This window comes from Achromobacter sp. HZ01 (assembly GCF_003267925.1).
GTDB classification, from domain to species: domain Bacteria; phylum Pseudomonadota; class Gammaproteobacteria; order Burkholderiales; family Burkholderiaceae_B; genus Achromobacter; species Achromobacter pulmonis_A.
Map to the genome: position 1 here is coordinate 1165421 of NZ_LWKV01000001.1, position 19582 is coordinate 1185002.

Below are 19582 nucleotides of genomic sequence, written 5' to 3' on the forward strand. Positions count from 1 at the left end.
TCGCGCAAAATGATGCTAAAATTCTTTATCTGGCAGCCAACGAACAATATCAACAACGCAAGCCAGAACTTTCCAGCGATGGCCGGGCGCGTTCCGGCCGTTGCTTCGCCAGCGCCGCCCGCCTAGCATGCGCCCGCATCCCGCCAGGGAGCCGCATCCCGGGCGCGCTTGAATCCTGCGTATCGCGCTTGTGCCGGGCAAGCCATACGCCCTGAACAGGAGAACGCCCATGTCTCATCAACTGGCCAGCAAGAAGTCGCGCTTCGAGATTCCGCCGCTGAACTGGAAGGCGCCCGAGACCAAGCAGGACACCGACGCCAAGACCGCCGCGGCCAAGGCCGACGCCCACCAGGACCGCGAGGCCTCGCGCTCGACGGCCTAAGCCCCAAGCCTGTGTCGGCCGGCCCGTCCGGGCCGGCCCTCTCCACGTATCCGCCTGCGATGGCGCGCCGCGCCGCCGCAGGCGGTGCTGCATTCACGCACCGCAGTTCCCGCCGTTGCGGCCCACGCGCCGCGCGGCGGCCTGCGCCTGCGCCGCCGTTGGCGCGACTTTTCCGATAGCGAGCACCCGGTATGCCTGAAAGCCCCTCCAGCCGCCCGATGGTCAGGCCCTTCATCTATGTCACGCCGACCTCGCGTTCCCTGATGTTCTCGCGCGGAGAGATACAGAGCCGCATGTGGACCGGCGATCCCTACGCGCTGAACCTGGAGTACACGCGCCTGATGATGGGGTTTCTGCTGCTCAATCCCGAGCCGCGCCGCATCGCCATGGTGGGCCTGGGCGGCGGGTCGCTCGCGAAGTTCTGCTACCGCTATCTGCCGTCGGCGCGCATCGACGTCTACGAGATCAATCCGCAGGTCATCGCGTTGCGCGATTCGTTCCTGGTGCCCGACGACGACGAGCGTTTCACGGTGCTGCAAGGCGACGGCGCCGAGCTGATCCGGAACTACCGGGACGAGTATGACGCCGTGCTGGTCGACGGTTTCCAGATCGGCGGCATCGCGCCGCAACTGGCGAGCGCGGACTTTTACGAAGCGTGCTGGCGCGCCCTGGCCGCCGAGGGGCTGATGGTGTGCAACTTCCATGCGTCGGACTTCAATACCCAACGCTATCTGGGCCGCATCCGGCAGCGCTTTGCCGGATCGGTGGTGGAGGTCAGCGACACCTCGCTGGCGCATCGCATCGTGTTCGCCTGCAAGGGCGGCCGCCTCAAGCGCCGCACCCGCTTGCCCGCGCACAAACCCGAGGCCATGAGCGCCGAGCTGTGGACGCGCATCGCGCCCGGGTTGTGGCCCATCGTGGACTGAAAGGCGGGTCAGGGCGCGTGCGTCACCACGCGGTTGCGGCCCTGCTGCTTGGCGTCGTACAGCGCCTCGTCGGCCTCGCGGAACGCCGCGCCCACGTCCGCGCCGCCCCCCGGCCATTGCGCCACGCCGGCGGAAATCGTGATGGCGCCCACGCCGGGCAGCTGCTGCGCTTGCACGCGCCGGCGCAGGCGCTCGGCCACGTTGCCGGCTTCGCGGGCGCCGGCGGCGGGGAGGAGCATCAGGAACTCCTCGCCGCCGTTGCGACAGAGCACGTCCGACGGGCGTGAACCGTCGCGCATCAATTGCGCCAGGCTGCGGATCACTTCATCGCCCACCGCGTGGCCGTGGGTATCGTTGACCCGCTTGAAGTGGTCGATGTCCAGCGCCACCACGGCGAACGGCGCCTCGGCCGCCTGCAGCCGCTGCACGGCGGCCTGCAGCCCGCGCCGGTTGTACAGGCTGGTCAGCGGATCGGTGATGCTGGCCTGGTTGAGCTTGCCGATTTCGTCCTGCAGGTTGGTGAAGCTCCGGATCACGGCGAGCTTGAGCCGGCGCGCCTCGAAATACCAGGCGCGCACCGAACGCACGCGCTGCATCGCCACCGCCATGTCCTGGTGTTCCACATTGGTGGCCAGCTGCGACAGCGGCTGCGAGATCTTGCGCGCGCACCACCAGATGGCCAGCAGGAACAGCAGCGCGAACGGCGTGGCGTAGCCGACCAGAATCCAGATCAGCCGGTCCAGCGGCTCCAGCGTCGCCCCGGTGGGCCGCTGCGCGATCACGCCCCAGCCGCTGGCGGGCACGCTGGCGTAGCCGGCCAGCATGTCCACGCCCTGCGTATTGACCAGGCGCTGCGCGCCTGCCTGTCCGCGCATCACGGCGGCCACCACCGGATTGCGGCTGACGTTGTCGCCCACGCGGCCGGGGTCCTCGTGGTAGAGCAGCCGGCCCTCGGCGTCGACCACGTAGAGATAGGAGCCGTCCTGGTACGGATGCCTGCCCAGCAGCGTGTGCAGCGCGCCTTCGTCGCTGAGATAGATGGTGCCCGCGATGTAGCCCAGGTAGCGGCCGTTCTCGGCCAGGATGGGATGGGAGACGGTGAGCAGCAGCACGCCGGTCAGCGAGACGTACGGCTTGCTGATGAGCGGCTGGCGCGCCTGCAGCGCGGCGCGGCTGCCGGGCGTGTCGACCCGCACGCCCAGGTATCCGCGCAGGGTCTGCGAGGTGGCCAGCAGGGTGCCGTCGGCCCGGACGATCGCCACCGTATTGAAGCTGTCGTCCTGTTCCTGCAGCCGCATGGCCTCGGCCGCGAGCAGGTCCGGCGCGTCGATGCGCGCGGCCAGGTGGCGGGCGCTGTATTCCAGCCGGCGCTGGGCCGACTTCAGGAACACGCCCGTGCTTTCCGCCAGCTTGGCGGCGTAAACGCGGTTGGCTTCCAGCGTATTGGCGATGAGCTGTTCGCGCTGGACGCGGTAGCTGGCATAAAGCGCATTCACGGTGGACACGAGCGCGCTGAATATGGTGAGCGCAAGCACGAGCCCGCGTAGGTGGATTCGCATGAGGGGGAGGGCCGGGTCGAGGCAGGGGAGCTGCCCGGAATTCTACCGTGGGCCGCCCTCGGGCTCGTCCAGCAGCCGGGCGGCCGGCGACCGGGCGGCCGAGCCGGCGCGGAAATAGCCCATGACCGTGGCCACGCTGCTGTGGCCGGTCAGCGCCATGGTGTCGCCCAGCGGCACGTTCTGCCGGCCCGCCTCGGTCACGAAGCCCGAGCGCAGGCTGTGCGCCGAGAAGTCGCCCTCCAGCCCGGCCAGCCGGCAGCGCTGCTGCACGATGTCGCGCAGCGCCGCGGGCGCCAGCGGCTCGCCCAGCACACCGCCGCGGCGCACGCGGCGAAACAGCGGGCCCGCGGTGATGCCGCTCATACGCAGCCAGTCGTCCAGCGCGCGCGCCGCCGGGCCGACGATGGGCTTCTGGTCGTCGGCGCGCCGCGCGCCGGACTGGTTGGTCTTGGATTGCGCCAGGGTGTAGAGGAAACCGTCGGCCGTGCGCCGGGTGTTCTCGACCGTGGCGCGCGCCACCTCGGAACGGCGCCGCCCGCCGCTGGCCCAGGCGAACAGCAGCAGGGCGCGGTCGCGCACCCCGCGCAGGGAATCGTCGCAAGTCGCCAGCAGCGCCTGCAGCGGCTCGCGCGTCAGCGCCGCCTTGCGGGCGGGCGCCGCGCCGCGGCCGGCATAGGCGCGGCGGGTCCGCGCCAGCAATTCGCGCACGCGCGCGGCGCGGCAGGGGTTGGGATGGCCGTGCAGCTCGTGGGCCTTGGACAGCACCGCCAGGCGCTGCTGCAGCGTATTGAGGCTGGGCGGGCCGAGCCGGCTCTTGGCCTTCAGGCGCACCAGCTCGCGGTCCAGCGCCGCCGGCAGCTCCCATTTCAGGCCTTGCGGGGTGTCGCGCTGCGCGTGGTCGACCACGAACTGGATGACCGCGGCCTCGGGCAGGGGCAGGGCGAAGGGCTGGCCGTAGCGCAGCCCGTACCAGGCCGTCCAGTAACGGATCGCGGCGCGGTAGGCGGCCGCGGTGTTGGCCGAACTGCCTTCGCGCATCAGCTCGCGCATGGCGGCGTGGGCCTGGGCGTCCAGCGCGGCGGGATTCAGGATTGGCAGGGCGGTTTTTGGGATCAGCGGCGGCATTTTATTAAAATACATACATATGCAGTATGATATCTAACATATTCTATAGATTACTCGCGATAAGGTTCACTTATCGAGGGTAATTATCCCGAAAATCTGACGGAAAACCAGCCATGGCCACCGGAATTACTGAGACCGACGTCTGGAGCGCCGCCGACGCCCTGTTGCTGGAAGGCGCGCGGCCCACCATCGAACGCGTGCGCCAGAAGATCGGGCGCGGGTCGCCCAATACCGTCAGCCCGTATCTGGAGACCTGGTTCCGCGCCCTGGGCGCGCGCATCAAGGACCCCGGCGCCTTCGCCGCCGCGCCGGCGGTGCCCGACCCGGTGGCCCAGGCCGCCGCGCATTTCTGGGAAGCCGCCCAGGCCGAAGCCCGCGCGCAGCAGGCCCAGGCCTATCGTGAACGCTGGGAAGAACTGGCGCAGGAGGGCGGCCGGCTGGCGGCCGACGCCGAGCAACTGCAGCGGCGCGAGGCCGGCCTGGCCCAGCGCGAGCGCGACCTGCAGGAAGCGCTGCGCGTGGCCACCTCGCAACTGGCGGCGGCCGAAGACCGGCTGCTGGCGGCCGAAGACCAGCTGCGCCTGCGCGACGACAGGCTGGCACAGCTGCAGGAGGAACTGGCCGAGTCGCGCGCGGCCGCCCAGGCCTTGCTGGCCGATGCCGAACAGTCCCGCAGCCGCCACGCCCAGGCGCTGGAAGCGCTGCAATCCCGCCACTCGGCGCATGAACGCCGCTGGCTCAATGAACTGGACGCCGAACGCGGCGCGGTCAAGCGCCTGCAGGCCCGGCTGGATGACGCCCAGGCCGCCGCGCAACAGCAACAGGCGCGGTCGGACAAGGCCCTGGCCGATGAACAGGCGCAGCGGCGCCAGGCGGAGCAGGGCGCGCAAGCCGCGCGCGCCGAGGCGCAGGAGCAACGCCAGCGCCTCGAGGCCGATCTGGCCGCGGTGCGCGCCGACGCGGCGCTGGCGCGCGAACGCGAACGCGCGTTGCAGGCCGCGCTGGCCGCCGCCACCACCCGGGCCGACGACAGCGCCGAACAGCTCAAGGCCAAGGACGCGCAACTGGGCGAGATGGCGCGCCACCTTGTGGCGCTGAGCGCGGGCGCGCCGCCCGCCGACGGCTCGCGCCCCTGACGCCGCGGCGGGCCGGGCGTAACGTCAATGGCCCGGATACACGCCCTGGAACGGCTCGTTGTTGGGCTCGCCGAAGCTGGACGAGTGGTAGTTGGCCGGATTGGCCGCCGTCGAGCCGGACGGGCGCGACGAAGTGGAGCTGTAGGAACTGGTTCCGGTGCCGGAGCAGCCGGCCAGCATGACGGCCAGCACCAGGCCGGCGGTGGTCAGGGTCCTCATGGCGTACCTCGCTAAAGATGGCCGCCGCAAGCGCGGCAGGCCCGGCGTTGCCGGCAAGTCGCGTGCCCGCCTTCGGCCCTGTCCCCGAACCGGGGAATTTCGGATACATTGCAGCGAAACGCTATGGCGCGAGGCACCCGGGCGGGCGCCACACGGCCGCCATGCGCAACCATCCAGGGCCGCGGGCCCTGTCAGGAGCCGCCGGTGCAGCCACGTCAACCGGTCGATATCGCCCGTGTCCTGCTCGTCATCGCCATACTTGCCGGGCTGACGATAGGCAGTCTTTACATCCTGCGGCCGTTTTTGCCGGGCCTGGTCTGGGCCACCACCATTGTCGTGGCGACCTGGCCGGTGCTGCTGGCGATCCAGCGCCGCTGCGGCGGACGCCGCTGGATCGCCACCATCGTCATGCTGTTGCTGCTGCTGTTCGTGATCGTGCTGCCGCTGTACCAGGTGATCGCCACCCTGGCGCTGCATGGCGGCGCCATCATGGCGGCCATCAAGAGCCTGCCGGACTACGCGCTGCTGGCGCCGCCGGCGTGGGTGGGCAGCATTCCGCTGGCCGGCCCGCGCATCGCCCACGAATGGCAGGCGCTGTCGGATGCCGGCGCGGGCGGGCTGCTGGCCCGGCTGGAACCGTATCTCACCATCGCCGCGCGCTGGCTGCTCGGCCATGCCGCCATCGTCGGCGTGTTCGCCATGCACATGCTGATCACGGTCGTGATCGCCGGCATTCTGTACAGCCGCGGCGACGTGGCCGCCCAGTTCGTGCTGCGCTTTTTCAACCGGCTGGCCGGGCAGCGCGGCATGTCCGCCGTCAGGCTGGCCGCGCTGGCGATCCGCGCCGTGGCGCTGGGCATCGTGGTGACGGCGGTGGTGCAGTCGGTGCTGGGCGGCATCGGCCTGTGGATCGCCGGCGTGCCGGCCGCCGGCATCCTGACCGCGCTGATGGTCATGCTGTGCCTGGCCCAGCTGGGCCCGTTTTTGCCCATGCTGGGCGGCGTGGTGTGGCTGTTCCAGAACGACATGAAGCTGGCCGCCGGCATTCTGCTGGCCTGGGCGCTGGTGGTGGCCATGCTGGACAACCTGCTGCGGCCCATGCTGATCAAGCGCGGCGTGAACCTGTCGCTGCTGCTGATACTGGCCGGCGTGCTGGGCGGGATGTTCGCCTTCGGCATCGTGGGCCTGTTCATCGGCCCGGTCATCCTGGCCGTGACGCAGACGCTGCTGCACGCCTGGGTCGACGAAACGCCCGCGCCGCAGGCCGTGCAAGCGCCCGGGTCCGGGCCAAGGGCGTAACATTCGCCTCTCGACGCGGGCGTGCGCGCCCGCGGTTTCAGTCACGCCATCCGCCAGTTCCATGTCGAAGCCTCCCCACACGCGCGCCGCCGGCACGCTGACTCTTCCACGCCGCGCCGCGGCGTCCAGAAACGCCCCCCGCAATACCGCCCGCCAGGACAGCAAGCCGGCCGACGGCAGCGAGCGCCTGGCCAAGCGCGTGGCCGCGCTACAGCAGTGCTCGCGCGGCGACGCCGAACGCTATATCGAGGGCGGCTGGGTCGCGGTGGACGGCAAGACCGTGGAAGAGCCGGGCTTCCGGGTCGCCCCGCAACAGGCTGTCGCGCTGCTGCCCGGCGCCCGGCTGGAACCCGCGCAGCCCGTCACCATCCTGCTGCACAAGCCCGCCGGCCTGTACGCCAACGACGAACCCGGCTCGGCGCGCGACCTGATCCTGCCCGAGAACCTGATGCCCGGCGACCGCTCCGGCCTGCGCTTCCTCAAGCGCATGCTCAATGGCCTGAAGCTGGCCACGCCGCTGGAGCGCGCCGCCAGCGGGCTGCTGGTCTATACGCAGGAATATCCGGTGATGCGCAAGCTGGTCGAAGACGCGCGCCACGTCGAGCACGAATACATCGCCGAAGTCGCGGGTGCGCTGGGCGAGGGCGATCTGGCGCGGCTTCAGCGCGGCCTGGCCTGGCAGGGCCGTCCGGCCACGCCCATGAAGGTCAGCTGGCAGAACGAAACCCATCTGCGCTTCGCCTTGAAGACGCCGGCGCCGGGATTCATCGAGTACGTCTGCGACACGGCCGGCCTGCGGCTGCTGGCGCTGCGCCGCATCCGCATCGGCCGCCTGCCCATGGCGGGGCTGGCGCCGGGGCTGTGGCGCTACCGACTGGGCTATGAGCGGTTCTGATCAAAGGAAGGACATGAGCAGCAAAGCAGCAAACCACGGCCAGCCGTCCCCGCGCCGCAGTTTTCTCATCCAGGCGGGGGCCCTGGGCCTGTCCGCCGCCGTCCTGGGCGGCTGTGCGTCGCGCGCGCCGGTCGCGCCGCGGCGGCCGGCCACGCTGGCGCCCGCCGCGCCTCCGGTTTCGCCGGGCACGGCCGCCTCGCCGGTGCCGGCGCTGCGGCCCGGCGCGAAAGTGGCGATCGTGGCGCCGGCCTCGGCCGCGCCCGACGCCAGCGACCAGGCCGCCGAATGGCTGCAGGAGCGCGGCTACGCGCCGCAGGTCATGCCGGCTTCGCGCGTCCGGCTGCAGCCGCCGTACGACTACCTGGCCGGCAGCGACGCCGAGCGGCTGGCCGATCTGCACGCCGCCTTCGCCGCGCCCGACGTCAGTGCGGTGTGGTGCCTGCAAGGCGGCTTCGGCTCGTGGCGCCTGCTGGACGGGCTGGACTACGAGCTGCTGCGCCGCCATCCCAAGCCCTTCATCGGCTACAGCGACATCACGGCCCTGCATCTGGCCCTGCAGCGGCGCGCCGGCTTCGTGACCTTCCACGGCCCGATGCTGGCGCAGGACATGCTGGCCGGCAAACGCGAGCCGACCGAATCGCATCTGCTGGCCATGCTGAGCGGGCAGTTCGGGCAGGGCGCCTGGATCGACCCGCCGCTGGACGCCCCCGCCACCACGCTGGTGCCGGGAACGGCCACCGGGCGGCTGGTGGGCGGCAACCTCGCTCTGATCGCGGCGCTGATCGGCTCGCCCTACGAGATCGACACGCGCGACGCGATTCTTTTCATCGAGGACGTCAACGAGGCGCTGCCGCGCGTGGACCGGCTGCTGAACCAGCTGGCCGCCGCCGGCAAGTTCGACGGCGTCAAGGGCGTGCTGGTCGGCAGCTTCACGCGCATCCTGGGCGTGCAGATGGACGACGCGCAGGCCCAGGGCATGCTGTATCCGCTGATCCTGGACCAGTTCCGCGGCCGCGGCATCCCGGTGCTGGGCGGCTGGCCCAGCGGCCACGGCAATCCCAACCTGACCCTGCCGCTGGGCGCGCGCGTGACGCTGGACACCGGGCGCGGCGCGCTGCGCCTGGAACAGGCCGTAGTGATCCGATAGCTGGAAATGCATCATTAATAATGCAAAACTAGCCTCAATGCGCTATTAATGACTCGGTTTACTTTTCAACATGCCTCATTTATGGTGCATTCCAATAGATTAAGCACTATTATTGAGTCATGAAAAAGAAGATCGAACCCAGCTTCGAGGCCGCCGAGGCGCTGGCCCGGATCGGCGCCAATATCCGCACCGCCCGGCTGCGACGCGCCGAAACCGAGTCCACGCTGGCCAGCCGCATGGGCGTGTCGCGCGCCACCATCGCCCGTCTCGAACGCGGCGACGGCGGCGTGTCGCTGGCGCTGGCCGTGGAAGCCTTGCTCCAGTACGGCTACGCGGACCAGCTCTACGCGCTCGGCGATCCCGAGCAGGACGGCGTCGGCAAGCGGCTCGACGCAATGCGCCGGCCCAGCCGCGGCGGCGCGGGCGCGCTGCACTCGCACCGGGCCGATCCCACCCGGCTGTAAGAAGCGTCTGCGCACATGGCTACCGGCAAGAAGCACAAATCGGTCGAAAGCGAGCTGTACGTCTACGTCGATATCCGCGGCGAGGCCGTATTGGCCGGCCTGTTGACGCTGGACGACACGGACGAGAACCGCTTTTTCGCCGAATTCACCTACGTGCAGTCCTACGTGGATGACCCGCGCGCCTTCGCGCTGGACCCGCTGAACCTGCCGCTGGTCGACGCCCGCAGCACGTTCCGCACCGAAAGCCGCTACGAAAAACTCGGCGCCATATTCGACGCCGCGCCCGACGCCTGGGGCCGCAACGTCATGCGCATCGACAACGCCGGCGCGCGCGTGACCGAAGACGAGGTGTTGCTCAAGGGCCGCGGAATGGGCGTGGGGGCGCTGTTCTTCAGCGCGCGCCAGCTCACGCCCAATATGCGCAAGACCTACCGCCTGCCCGAAGTCAGCCAGCTGGAATCGCTGGCCGGGCTGCTCACCGACATCGACCAGGGCGTCAAGCCCAAGGGCCTGTACCGCGACATCCTGGGCAGTTCATGGGACATCGGCGGGGCGCGCCCCAAGACCATCGTGCGCGACGACCAGGGCGAGATGTGGATCGCCAAATTCCCGCGCAAGGGCGATTCCTACGACCGCCAGCGGGTCGAGTACGCCAACCTGCAGATGGCCAGGGCCATCGGCCTGACCGTTCCCGAGATCCGGCTGGCCGAAACGCGGCTGGGCGCGGTGCTGCTGACCCATCGCTTCGACCGCGAACTGCTGCCGGCGGGCAAGGGCGCGGACCCCATCGTCGCGCGCCGCCATTTTCTGAGCGGGGCCTCGCTCATCAGCCCGTCCGTCCAGATCGGCAAGCGCGAACTGGACGGGCCGCGCGGCAAGGCCACGTATTCCTACGCCCGGCTGGCCGACGTGGCCCGCCGCGTGTCGTCCAACCCGGTGCAGGACCTGAAGGAGCTCTACGCCCGCATGGTGCTGAACGTGGCCGTGCACAACACCGACGACCACCTGAAGAACGTCGGCTTTCTCAAGGACGAAAACGCCCACAGCTACCGGTTGTCGCCGCTGTTCGACGTGGTGACGCAGGAAGGCTCTGCCAGGCACTATCTGCATATCGGCGCGGCCGGGCGCGAAAGCTCGTTCCAGAACTGTCTGAGCGAATACCGCCGCTTCGGCCTGCGCTCCGAAACCGCCGCGCGCCAGATCCTGGACCACGTGCGCGGCGTGGTGGCCGAACGCCGGCGCTACTACGACATGGCCGGCATGAGCGCCCAGGAAGTCGGCCACGTCGAGGCCTCGCTGATGGCCTGGCGCAACGATTCCTAGGCGCGCCTGGCCGACCAGCTCCCGCGGCCCGCGGCCTTGCCGCTCATGGTCTTGCCATTGACCACGCCCGTATAACGCACGCCGTCCACCGTGAAGGCGATTTCGGCGCCGTTGAGCCGCGCATCGGAGATCGGGACCGAACCCAGCTTGCCGGACAGCTTCTGGTAGTGCTGCTCCAGGTGCAGCGTCTGGCCGTCCACGTCCCACTTGCCCTGGACCTTGGCCGGCACGATCCACAGCAGCGCGGTGCAATAGCTGCTGCAGTTCTCGGTCACGGTTTCCTCGGCGTCCGGCTCCCAGTCGCCCATGCGGAACGTGTTCGACACCACGCGCGTGCCCGGCGCCAGCTCCAGCAGCCTGGGCCGCAGTTTTTCGTTGATGGTCGACAGCAGGAACATGGTGATGACGTCGGCCTTGGACAGGTCGGTGGCGAACAGGTCGGCCGCCACGAACGTGGCCCGGTCGCCCACGCCGGCGCGCTCGGCGTTGCGGCGCGACAGCGCCACCAGGTCCGGGTTGTACTCGATGCCCTGGGCCGTCAGGCCGCGCTGGGCGGCGGTGATCACGGTACGGCCGTCGCCCGAGCCCAGGTCCATCAGCCGGTCGCGCGGCGTGACCTTGGCCATGTCCAGCATCTTGTCGACCAGGGTCTGGGGCGTGGGCACCCAGATGACGTCCTTGCCGTCCTGGCCGACGCTGGGCTCGTAGTCCTGCTGTTGTTCGGTGGCCGCCGCGGGCGCGGCCTGCGCGGCGGCGCCCAGAACGCAGGCCAGGGCCAGCGCCGCGGCCGAAGCCGCCCGGACGCCGGGCCGTTGGAACGGAATCGCGATTTGCATGATGCAGGCTCCTTGCGTGGGGTTGCGTAAAGCCGTCTGCAAGCGCCGCGCCTAATCTGGCGGCGGCTGCGGGCGGGCCAGGCGCAGCATGGGCAGGCCCGCCGCCAGGACGGCCAATCCGATCAGGGCGCCGGCTCCCGCGTAGACGGCGCTCGAATACACCAGGCCGGCGCACACCAGCGCCAGCAGTAAGGGGGGCAGGGGATACAGCGGCACCCGGAACGGGCGCGGACGGTCGGGGTCCAGCCGCCGCAGCCGCCACACCGAGGCCGCCACCAGCAGCATGAACAGCCAGAACACCGGCGCGGTATAGGCCACCAGGGTCTGCACGCTGTTCTTGCTGAACGCGCCCAGCCCGATCAGCGCCAGCGTGATCGCGCCCTGCGCCAGCAGCGCGGCGGCCGGGGTTTCGTTGCGCGCGTTCCAGGCCGCCAGCGCGCCCAGGCGCGGCACGTCACGGCCCAGCGCGCAGTACACGCGGGCGCCGGTGATGATGGTGCCGTTGATGGTGCTGAGCGCCGTGGCGCAGATCGTCAGGCTGAGCAGGGCCGCGGCATACGGGCCGGCCGCCAGCTGCATGACGTCGGCGCCCAGCGCGGGCGTGTCGCGCAGCCCCTGCAGCCCGAAGATCTCCAGCAGGGCCAGGTTGGTCAGCACATAGGCGGCGGTGACCACCACGGTGCCCAGCAGCAGCACGCGGCTCATGTTGCGGCCCGGCTCGCGCAGTTCGCCGCTCAGATAGGCGGCCTCGTTCCAGCCGCCGTACGTCAGCAGCACGAACACCATGCCCATGCCCAGCAGGCCGGCCGGATGCCCGGCAAGCGGCATCGGCGCCACGTCGCGCAGCGGGCCTTGCGCGGTGGCCGACAGGCTGGCCACCAGCACCGCGGCCAGCGCCACCAGCGTCAGCAGCGTGAACACCCATTGCAGGCGCTTGGAATAGCGCGTGCCCGCCACGTTCAGCGCGGTCAGCGCCACCACCGACAGCGCCGCGTGCAGGGCCGGGCCGTAATCGCCCAGCGGCGCCAGGCGCTGCGCATAATCGCCATAGATATAGGCCACCACCGCGATCGCGCCGGTCTGGATCACCGTGCAGCGCGCCCACGCGAACATCACGCCCACGCGCTGGCCCCAGGCCCGCGTCAGGTACAGGTATTCGCCGCCGGCGCCCGGATAGGCCGAGCCCAGCTCCGCATAGCACAGCGCCCCCACCAGCATCACGCAGCCGCCCGCCACCCACAGCGCCACATAGGCGGCTTCGGAAGCGGCGTGCTGGGCCACCAGCGGAGGAAAACCGAATATGCCGATGCCGATGACCACGCCCACCAGCACCATCGTCGCATCCAGCACCGACAGGCCGGCGGCAGGGGGCGCATGCTGGAGACTCGCGGACGAACGCGCGGCGGACCTTGTCATCGGGGCTCTCGGGTCGGCGGGAAAGGGCAGGCGCGGATGCCGCCGGGCGGCAGCATCTGACAATAACCTGAACAATTATCGACTCGGATATGTCCTGGAAAGTTTCTTCGGGTTTACCCGAAAAAAATGCAGGAAGCGTCTGGCCCATTGCGACACTTCCTGCATCAAACAACTTTAATTTATCGTTTTAAATAATTGATTATTTGAGATTTTTCGTAGTTATATAAAGTGAATTAGTTAAAGTGATTTCTCTGAAGCTGCTTCATGCTCGCGCCCCGGCGTGAGCATTAGATACCGCTGGCGCTCGGCTGGGAATCACTGAAATTGGGTATTTGCCGGCGAATTGCCGCTGCTCGGGAAAGTCGGGCCAGGGCGATTCTCCGAAACGGTTCTTGAGGGCATCCACGTCGATTTGCGAACGCCCGGCGACCTGCCGCCAAAGGTCCGGGCCAAGGTGCTCGCGCAGGCGCAGCCGGTATAAACGCGGCCAGCATCGCCTCAGTTCTAACACCGAATCAAGGCGACACCCGAGAACACCTAAACCGTCGAAGCCCCGCCCAGAATCACCGTGTACTGCGACGACAGCACGCCGCCGTTGCCATGCGCCAGGGCGACTTCGGCGCCCTCGACCTGGCGCCGGCCGCATTCGCCGCGCAACTGGCGGACGGCTTCGATCAGCAGGAAGATCCCGTACATGCCGGGGTGGCAATACGACAACCCGCCGCCGTTGGTGTTGACGGGCAACTGGCCGCCTGGCGCGATGCGGCCGTTGGCGACGAAGGCGCCGCCTTCACCCTTGGCGCAAAAGCCCAGATCCTCCAGGAACAGCACGGTGTTGATGGTGAAGGCGTCGTACAGGCCCACCACGTCCATGTCGGAGGCGGTCAGGCCGGCCTGTGCATACGCGATCTCGCCGGACACGCGCGCGCCGGTATTGACCAGGTCGGGCATGTTGCTGATGGTCAGGTGGGTGCTGCAATGGCCCGAGCCCAGCAGGTAGACCGGGGCGGTGCGCAGCCCGCGCGCCCGCGCCGGCGTGGTCAGCACCAGCGCACCGCCGCCGTCGGAGACCAGGCAGCAGTCGCGGATGGTGAGCGGATGGCTGACCATCCGCGAAGACAGCACGCCTTCGACCGTCAGGGGTTCGCGCTCCCAGGCCACGGGATTCAGCAGCGCCCACTGGCGCGCCGCCACCGCGACTTCGGCCAGCTGCTCGCGGGTGGTGCCGAATTCATGCATGTGGCGGGCGGCCGCCATGGCGTAGGCCGTGGCCGGCAGGAAGGGCTTGTAGGGCGATTCGTAGGGGTTCCATTCCGGCCGGCTGGTGTTTTTGCGGCCCAGGGAGCGCTGGGTGCTGCCGTAGGCCACCACGGCGACCTCGCACAGGCCGGCGGCGATCGCCGCCTCGGCCCGCGCCAGGTGCCCCATGAACGACGAGCCGCCGGTGGAGGTGGAGTCGATGTAGGCTTCCGGCAGCTGCAGGTATTCGGCCAGCGCCAGGCCCGCCAGGCGGCTCTGGGTGGTGGCGCAGAACAGGCCGTCCACGTCCTTGATGGACAGTCCGCAGTCGTCCAGGGCGCGGTAGACGCCCTGGGCCATCAGGTCCAGCGCCGTATAGGCCTCGCCCACGGCGCCCAGGTCGGATTCGGCCGCGCCCGCCACCACGGCGCGGCCGGGTCGGAAATCGTCGTTCATCATGCGGACTCCAGCGGCGTGAACACGGCGACGGGATCGTCCAGGCCTTCCTCGGCCGCGGCGCGAAAGCGCACGCGCTGGCCGATGGCGACCTGCAGGGGGTCGGCCGCCTCGACCCGGCTCATCATCCGGAACCCTTCGTCCAGGTCGATCAGCGCCACGTTGTAGGGCTCGCCCTTGCGCGGGTAGACCACCGAGGTGCTGTACACGGTGCCGATGCCGGCGCTGATGCGCCATTGCAGGCTGTCCTGGCCGGTGTAGGGGCAGCGCACCCGCGGAAAGAACACGGCGCGCCCGGCCGCCGGGCTGAATTGATAGGCCAGTTCGCCGGCCTTCAGATGCCGCACGTAACGCGCATAGGGCGCGCCCGTGCCGGCTGCGTCGTCGACTCTCATCATTTGCCCTTTTCGTACATCAGGTTCAGCGTTTCGGCCACCATGACCGGGCGTTCCTGGCCTTCGCGGTACATGGTGTTGCCGTAGGTCAGGCGCACCGCGCCTTCCAGGCGTTCGAAGGCCACCAGGCTGCGCTCCAGGCAGATGCGCGAGCCCACCTGCACCGGCGCGGTGAAGCGGACCTTGTTGGAGCCGTAGTTGATGCCGCGCCCGCGCTGGCGCACCTGCACGATCTCGCCGCCCATGCCGGACATCAGCGAGAACGTCAGCATGCCGTGGGCGATGGTCTTGCCGTCCGGCAGTTCGCGCCGGGCCCGCTCCACGTCCACGTGGATCCAGTTGTCGTCGCCCGACAGGCGGGCGAATTCGTCGATCATGGGCTGGGTGACTTCGATCCAGCCGGTCCGTCCCAGGACTTTGCCGACGTGGGCTTCGAGTTCGTAAGGGGTTTCCAAAGTCAGCATGGGCTGCCTCCAGGTAAGAAAGAATGGGTCAGAGCAGGGCGGCCAGGCGTCCGGACACCAGGCCGTGGGCCTGGTCCATGATGCGGCGCACCAGGTCGCCGCAGGCCGGAATGTCGTCGATCAGGCCCTGGATCATGCCCACGGTCCAGATGCCGCTTTCGACGTCGCCGCTTTCGTAGACGCCGCGCCCCTTGGCGCCGGCCACCAGCGGACCGATGCGGTCGATGCCCGCGCCGGCGCGCTCCAGCGCCACCACCTCGGCCGACAGCTGGTTGGCCCAGACGCGGCTGGTGTTGCGCAGGCTGCGCAGGATCAGCCGGGTGTCGGTTTCGGTGGAGCGGGTGATGGCTTGCTTGATCGACTCGTGCACCGGCGACTCCCGGGTGCACATGAAGCGCGTGCCCATGTTGATGCCCTCGGCGCCCAGGGCCAGCGCGGCCACCAGGCCGCGCGCGTCGCCGAAGCCGCCCGAGGCGATCACCGGTATCGACACCTGCGCCACCGTGGCCGGAATCAGGATCAGGCCCGGAATGTCGTTCTCGCCCACGTGGCCGGCGCACTCATAGCCGTCGATGGACACGATGTCCACGCCGATCTCCTGCGCCTTGCGGGCATGGCGCGGGGTGGTGCATTTGTGGATCACGCGCACGCCGGCGGCCTTCAGGGCCGGCATGTGTTCGCCGGGATTGTTGCCGGCCGTCTCCACGATCTTGACGCCCGATTCGATGATGGCGTCGCGGTACTCGGCGTACGGCACCGGCTTGAGCGTGGGCAGGAAGGTCAGGTTCACGCCGAAGGGGCGGTCCGTCATCTCGCGCATGCGGGCGATTTCCCGGCGCAGGTGCTCGGGGCTGGGCTGGGTCAGCGCGGTCAGTATGCCCAGCGCGCCGGCGTTGGAGACGGCCGCGGCGAGTTCGGCGCGGGCCACCCACTGCATGCCGCCCTGGACGATGGGATGCTCGATGCCGAGCATGCGGGTTACTGCGGTCTGCACATTGTGCTCCTTGTCTTCTCTATAGGTCGGCGCGGTAGGGCGAGCAGTCCGGCGCCAGCGTCAGCGGGGCGCCGGTAAGCGCCTGCAGCGCCTCCAGCGTCCAGCCTTCGGCCAGGCGGCGCACGACCAGTCCCGCGGCGGTGACGTCGATCACCGCCAGATCGGTGTAGATGCGGTCCACGCAGTCCGGCGCGGTGAGGGGATAGCTGCATTGCTCCAGGATGCGCGGCGCGCCGTCGCGGGTGCAGTGTTCCATCAGCACCCAGACCTGTTCGGCGCCGGCCGCCAGGTCCATGGCCCCGCCCACGCCCGGGATCTGGCCGGGGGCGTCCACGGTCCAGTTGGCCAGGTCGCCATTGGCCGCCACCTGGAACGCGCCCAGGCAGGCGATGTCGATATGGCCGCCGCGGATCATCAGGAACGATTCGCTGTGGCTGAACACCGAGGCGCCGGGCAGCAGCGTCACCGGCAGCTTGCCGGCGTTGATCACGTCGTAGTCTTCCTCGCCCGGGGCCGGCGCCGGCCCCAGGCCCAGCAGGCCCTGTTCGCTGTGCAGCATTAGCTCGCGGCCGGGCGGCACGTGGTCGGCGATCAGGGTCGGCAGGCCGATGCCGAGGTTGACGCAGGCGCCGTCCGGTATGTCCCGGGCGGCGACGCGGGCGATATCCTGGCGGCTAAGCCTTGCGCTCATTGGGCACCTCCACTAAACGATCCACGAAAACGCCCGGCGTGACGATGTGTTCCGGGTCCAGCGCGCCCAGCGGCACGATGCCGCGCACCTGGGCGACGACCAGCCTGGCCGCGCCGGCCATGACCGGGTTGTTGATGCGCGCGCCGCGGTGATAGACCAGATTGCCCCAGCGGTCGCCGTGCAGGCCCTTGAGCAGCGCCACGTCGCCTTTGATGGGGTGCTCCAGCACGTAGGTCTGCCCGTCTATGACGCGGGTTTCCTTGCCCTCGGCCAGGCGGGTGCCGGCCGCGGTGCGCGTGAAGAAACCGCCGATGCCGGCCGCGCCGGCGCGGATGCGCTCGGCCAGCGTGCCCTGCGGCACCAGCTCCAGTTCGATCTTGCCCGCGCCGTACAGCTCGTCGAAGATCGTGCGGCCCTTGAGGCCGCGCGGAAACGAACACACCACCTTGCGGATGCGGCCGGCGGCCATCAGCTCGCTGACGATGTCGTCGCCGACGGTGGCGTTGTTGGCCACGATGGTCAGGCCCCGGACGCCCAGGTCCAGCAGGCCCTCCATCAGATCGGCCGGACGGCCGGAGGAACCGAAGCCGCCGACCAGGATGACCGAGTCATCCTTGATGCCGGCCACGGCTTCGGCTATGGAACTCACTTGCTTGTCGATCACGGCAGGCTCTCCCGGGTCAGTCCAGATCGTGGCCTTTCATATCGACGTTGCGGCGGGCGCGCTGCGCCAGGTCGCGCAGCACCGGCCCGATCCGCGCGGCGTCGTCGACCGGCTCGGCCGCGGGGCCGCGGCGCCAGCCTTCCATCGCCGCCAGATGGCCGCCGCCCAGCTCGAAGATGCGGCCGGTCACGTCGCTGCTCTCGGCGCTGACCAGCCAGGCCACCGCCGGGGCGATCCAGCGCGGATGGCGCGCCTCGATCTCTGCGGCGCTGCGCTCGCGCAGGCCTTCGGTCATGCGGGTCTGGGCATGGGGATTGATCGCGTTGACCGTCACGCCGTAGCGCTTGAGCTCGCGCGCGGCGATGATGGTCATGGCGGCGATGCCCGCCTTGGCCGCGCCGTAGTTGATCTGGCCGATATTGCCGTACAGCCCCGAGGACGAAGAGGTGTTCACGATGCGCCCGCCGACCGGCTCGCCGGTCTTCTTGTACAGGTCGCGCCAGTGGGCGGCCGCGTGGCGCGACGGCGCGAACGTGCCTTTCAGGTGCACCTCGATGACGGCGTCCCATTCCTCTTCGCTCATATTGCACAGCGTGCGGTCGCGCAGGATGCCGGCGTTGTTGACCAGGCCGTGCAGCGCGCCGTAGTGGTCCAGCGCCGCCTCGATCATGCGCCTGGCGCCGGCGAAGTCGGCCACGTTCTCGTGGTTGGCGATGGCCTGGCCGCCGCCTTCGACGATCTCGCGCACGACGGCCGCGGCGGTGCTCTCGCCGGTGTCCTCGCCCGAGCGCGACACGCTCAGGTCGTTGACCACGACGCGCGCGCCCAGCCGCGCCAGCTGCAGCGCGTATTCGCGGCCGATGCCGCGGCCGGCGCCGGTCACGATCACGACCCGGTCTTTGCATAGTGTGGACATCGAAACTCCTTACTTGGATGGTCGGGAAACTTGTTGCGAGGCCGGACGGATCAGGCCGCCCCCTGGAACACGGGCGCGCGCTTCTGCGTGAACGCCAGCACCGCCTCGCGGTGATCGGGGCTGTCGACGCATTCGACGTGGCGCTCGCATTCGCGATCGAGCAGGGCGGCCAGGTCCAGCGCCAGGCCGTCATTGAGGTTTTCCTTCATGCGGGCCACGGCCGGCTGCGGGCCGCGGGCCAGGGCGCCGGCGATGGCGGCCACCTCCGGTTCGAGCCGGTCCGGGTCGTAGACCGCATTGAGCAGGCCCAGGCGCTCGGCCTGCGCGGCCGACAGCATCGGCGAGCGCAGGTAGAGTTCGCGCGCCTTGGCCGGGCCGACGATGCGCGGCAGGAAATAATGGCCGCCGAAATCGCCCGGCACGCCCGCGCCGATAAAGCCGGTGCGCAGCCTGGCGCTGGCATCCCCATAACGCAGGTCGCAGGCCAGCGCCAGCGACAGCCCCGCGCCCACGGCCGCGCCGCGGATCATGGCGATGGCGGGCTTGGGCATGCCGTGCAGGTATTCGACGATGCGGGTGCGCCCGCGCATGGCGGCGATGCGCTGGGCGGGCGAGGGCGGCGCGGACTCGGCCTGGCGGCGCATGCGGTCCATGTCGCCGCCCGCGCAAAAGGCGCCGCCCGCGCCGGCCAGCACCACGGCGCCGACCGCCGGATCGCGCCCGGCGGCCTCCAGCGCGTCCCGCAGCGCCTCATACAGGGCAGGGCTGAGCGCGTTGCGGCGGTCGGGCCGGTTCAGCGTCAGCCACAGCACGCCCGCCTCCAGGCGGACGATCAGTTCTTGCTCCAGTGCCATGGCCTTCCAGTTCGGTTGCGGAGATAACAGGCCCCTATGTTGCGGCGTTTTGGCCCGCGGGCCGCGCCCGGGCCCGGCCGGCCGCCGCAAAAAGAGTCCGTATCGTGAACTCGCGCTTCAACCGGCGCGGGGCAGGGGGCACAATGACGGCAAAACAAGCGTCCGCAATGTAGACCATTAAA

At 69.7% G+C, this 19582-nt stretch carries 21 protein-coding genes and 1 pseudogene; 9 read left to right on the top strand and 13 right to left on the bottom strand.

The features are described 5' to 3' along the window. The first annotated feature begins 229 nt into the window (after nucleotides 1-229). Together A6B37_RS26035 and A6B37_RS05465 are read left to right on the top strand one after the other, a co-directional pair. Nucleotides 230-382, top strand: a complete 153-nt coding sequence (locus A6B37_RS26035; protein ID WP_168202119.1) for a hypothetical protein — start codon at nucleotides 230-232, stop codon at nucleotides 380-382. A gap of 191 nt (nucleotides 383-573) precedes the next feature. Continuing rightward, nucleotides 574-1308: a transferase gene (locus A6B37_RS05465; RefSeq protein ID WP_111825144.1), complete on the top strand. Its 735-nt coding sequence runs from the start codon at nucleotides 574-576 to the stop codon at nucleotides 1306-1308. 8 nt (nucleotides 1309-1316) lie between these two features. On the opposite strand, the gene A6B37_RS05470 is transcribed toward A6B37_RS05465, so the two are convergent. Then, nucleotides 1317-2813 carry a sensor domain-containing diguanylate cyclase gene (locus A6B37_RS05470; RefSeq protein WP_348639085.1) on the bottom strand — a complete coding sequence of 499 codons (1497 nt, stop codon included), beginning with the start codon at nucleotides 2811-2813 and terminating at the stop codon, nucleotides 1317-1319. Nucleotides 2814-2909: 96 nt separating this feature from the next. After that, entirely contained in the window at nucleotides 2910-3992 is a 1083-nt protein-coding gene (locus tag A6B37_RS05475; protein ID WP_111825147.1) for a site-specific integrase, read from the bottom strand. 113 nt (nucleotides 3993-4105) lie between these two features. On the opposite strand from A6B37_RS05475, the gene A6B37_RS05480 reads away from it, so the two are divergent. Continuing rightward, nucleotides 4106-5128: a DNA-binding protein gene (locus A6B37_RS05480; protein ID WP_111825148.1), complete on the top strand. Its 1023-nt coding sequence runs from the start codon at nucleotides 4106-4108 to the stop codon at nucleotides 5126-5128. A gap of 24 nt (nucleotides 5129-5152) precedes the next feature. Here A6B37_RS05480 and A6B37_RS05485 read toward each other — a convergent pair whose 3' ends face one another. Beyond that, nucleotides 5153-5347, bottom strand: a complete 195-nt coding sequence (locus A6B37_RS05485; protein WP_102771178.1) for a hypothetical protein — start codon at nucleotides 5345-5347, stop codon at nucleotides 5153-5155. 204 nt (nucleotides 5348-5551) lie between these two features. On the opposite strand from A6B37_RS05485, the gene ydiK reads away from it, so the two are divergent. The 5 genes from ydiK (at nucleotide 5552) to A6B37_RS05510 (ending at nucleotide 10475) form a co-directional block, all read left to right on the top strand. After that, nucleotides 5552-6646, top strand: a complete 1095-nt coding sequence (ydiK, locus tag A6B37_RS05490; protein WP_246842375.1) for an AI-2E family transporter YdiK — start codon at nucleotides 5552-5554, stop codon at nucleotides 6644-6646. A gap of 61 nt (nucleotides 6647-6707) precedes the next feature. Continuing rightward, nucleotides 6708-7541 (top strand): RNA pseudouridine synthase, encoded by an 834-nt coding sequence (locus A6B37_RS05495; protein WP_102771174.1) that lies wholly within the window; start codon nucleotides 6708-6710, stop codon nucleotides 7539-7541. 202 nt (nucleotides 7542-7743) lie between these two features. Further along, nucleotides 7744-8688: an LD-carboxypeptidase gene (locus A6B37_RS05500; RefSeq protein ID WP_111825547.1), complete on the top strand. Its 945-nt coding sequence runs from the start codon at nucleotides 7744-7746 to the stop codon at nucleotides 8686-8688. A 119-nt stretch (nucleotides 8689-8807) separates the two neighbouring features. Continuing rightward, the gene (locus A6B37_RS05505) at nucleotides 8808-9152 is read left to right on the top strand and encodes a helix-turn-helix domain-containing protein (protein ID WP_111825150.1); all 345 of its coding nucleotides are present in this window, start codon (nucleotides 8808-8810) and stop codon (nucleotides 9150-9152) included. Nucleotides 9153-9167: 15 nt separating this feature from the next. Next, the gene (locus A6B37_RS05510) at nucleotides 9168-10475 is read left to right on the top strand and encodes a HipA domain-containing protein (RefSeq protein WP_111825151.1); all 1308 of its coding nucleotides are present in this window, start codon (nucleotides 9168-9170) and stop codon (nucleotides 10473-10475) included. Here A6B37_RS05510 and A6B37_RS05515 read toward each other — a convergent pair. Further along, nucleotides 10472-11311, bottom strand: coding sequence for a class I SAM-dependent methyltransferase (locus tag A6B37_RS05515; RefSeq protein ID WP_102771171.1), 840 nt, complete (start codon nucleotides 11309-11311; stop codon nucleotides 10472-10474). The genes A6B37_RS05510 and A6B37_RS05515 overlap by 4 nt on opposite strands. 51 nt (nucleotides 11312-11362) lie before the next feature. Further along, the gene (locus tag A6B37_RS05520; RefSeq protein WP_111825153.1) at nucleotides 11363-12727 is read right to left on the bottom strand and encodes an APC family permease; all 1365 of its coding nucleotides are present in this window, start codon (nucleotides 12725-12727) and stop codon (nucleotides 11363-11365) included. A gap of 391 nt (nucleotides 12728-13118) precedes the next feature. On the opposite strand from A6B37_RS05520, the pseudogene A6B37_RS05525 reads away from it, so the two are divergent. Then, a pseudogene (locus A6B37_RS05525) lies at nucleotides 13119-13208 on the top strand (nucleotidyltransferase); the annotation flags it as partial. Between the two features lie 56 nt (nucleotides 13209-13264). Here A6B37_RS05525 and A6B37_RS05530 read toward each other — a convergent pair. The 8 genes from A6B37_RS05530 to A6B37_RS05565 are packed head-to-tail and all read right to left on the bottom strand — an operon-like array spanning nucleotide 13265 to nucleotide 19400. Beyond that, nucleotides 13265-14422 carry an acetyl-CoA acetyltransferase gene (locus A6B37_RS05530; protein WP_111825154.1) on the bottom strand — a complete coding sequence of 386 codons (1158 nt, stop codon included), beginning with the start codon at nucleotides 14420-14422 and terminating at the stop codon, nucleotides 13265-13267. Beyond that, on the bottom strand, nucleotides 14422-14820 hold the full coding sequence (locus A6B37_RS05535; protein ID WP_168202120.1) for an OB-fold domain-containing protein: 399 nt from the start codon (nucleotides 14818-14820) through the stop codon (nucleotides 14422-14424). Before A6B37_RS05535 ends, A6B37_RS05530 begins: the two co-directional genes overlap by 1 nt. Then, nucleotides 14817-15281 (bottom strand): MaoC family dehydratase, encoded by a 465-nt coding sequence (locus A6B37_RS05540; RefSeq protein WP_102771168.1) that lies wholly within the window; start codon nucleotides 15279-15281, stop codon nucleotides 14817-14819. Before A6B37_RS05540 ends, A6B37_RS05535 begins: the two co-directional genes overlap by 4 nt. A gap of 28 nt (nucleotides 15282-15309) precedes the next feature. Continuing rightward, nucleotides 15310-16275 carry a nitronate monooxygenase family protein gene (locus A6B37_RS05545; RefSeq protein WP_111825155.1) on the bottom strand — a complete coding sequence of 322 codons (966 nt, stop codon included), beginning with the start codon at nucleotides 16273-16275 and terminating at the stop codon, nucleotides 15310-15312. Between the two features lie 19 nt (nucleotides 16276-16294). Continuing rightward, nucleotides 16295-16966 (bottom strand): 3-oxoacid CoA-transferase subunit B, encoded by a 672-nt coding sequence (locus A6B37_RS05550; protein ID WP_102771166.1) that lies wholly within the window; start codon nucleotides 16964-16966, stop codon nucleotides 16295-16297. Beyond that, nucleotides 16950-17630: a 3-oxoacid CoA-transferase subunit A gene (locus A6B37_RS05555; protein ID WP_111825156.1), complete on the bottom strand. Its 681-nt coding sequence runs from the start codon at nucleotides 17628-17630 to the stop codon at nucleotides 16950-16952. Before A6B37_RS05555 ends, A6B37_RS05550 begins: the two co-directional genes overlap by 17 nt. A gap of 16 nt (nucleotides 17631-17646) precedes the next feature. Continuing rightward, entirely contained in the window at nucleotides 17647-18546 is a 900-nt protein-coding gene (locus A6B37_RS05560) for an SDR family NAD(P)-dependent oxidoreductase (protein ID WP_111825157.1), read from the bottom strand. A gap of 50 nt (nucleotides 18547-18596) precedes the next feature. Next, nucleotides 18597-19400 carry an enoyl-CoA hydratase-related protein gene (locus tag A6B37_RS05565; RefSeq protein ID WP_102771163.1) on the bottom strand — a complete coding sequence of 268 codons (804 nt, stop codon included), beginning with the start codon at nucleotides 19398-19400 and terminating at the stop codon, nucleotides 18597-18599. Between the last annotated feature and the right edge of the window lie 182 nt (nucleotides 19401-19582).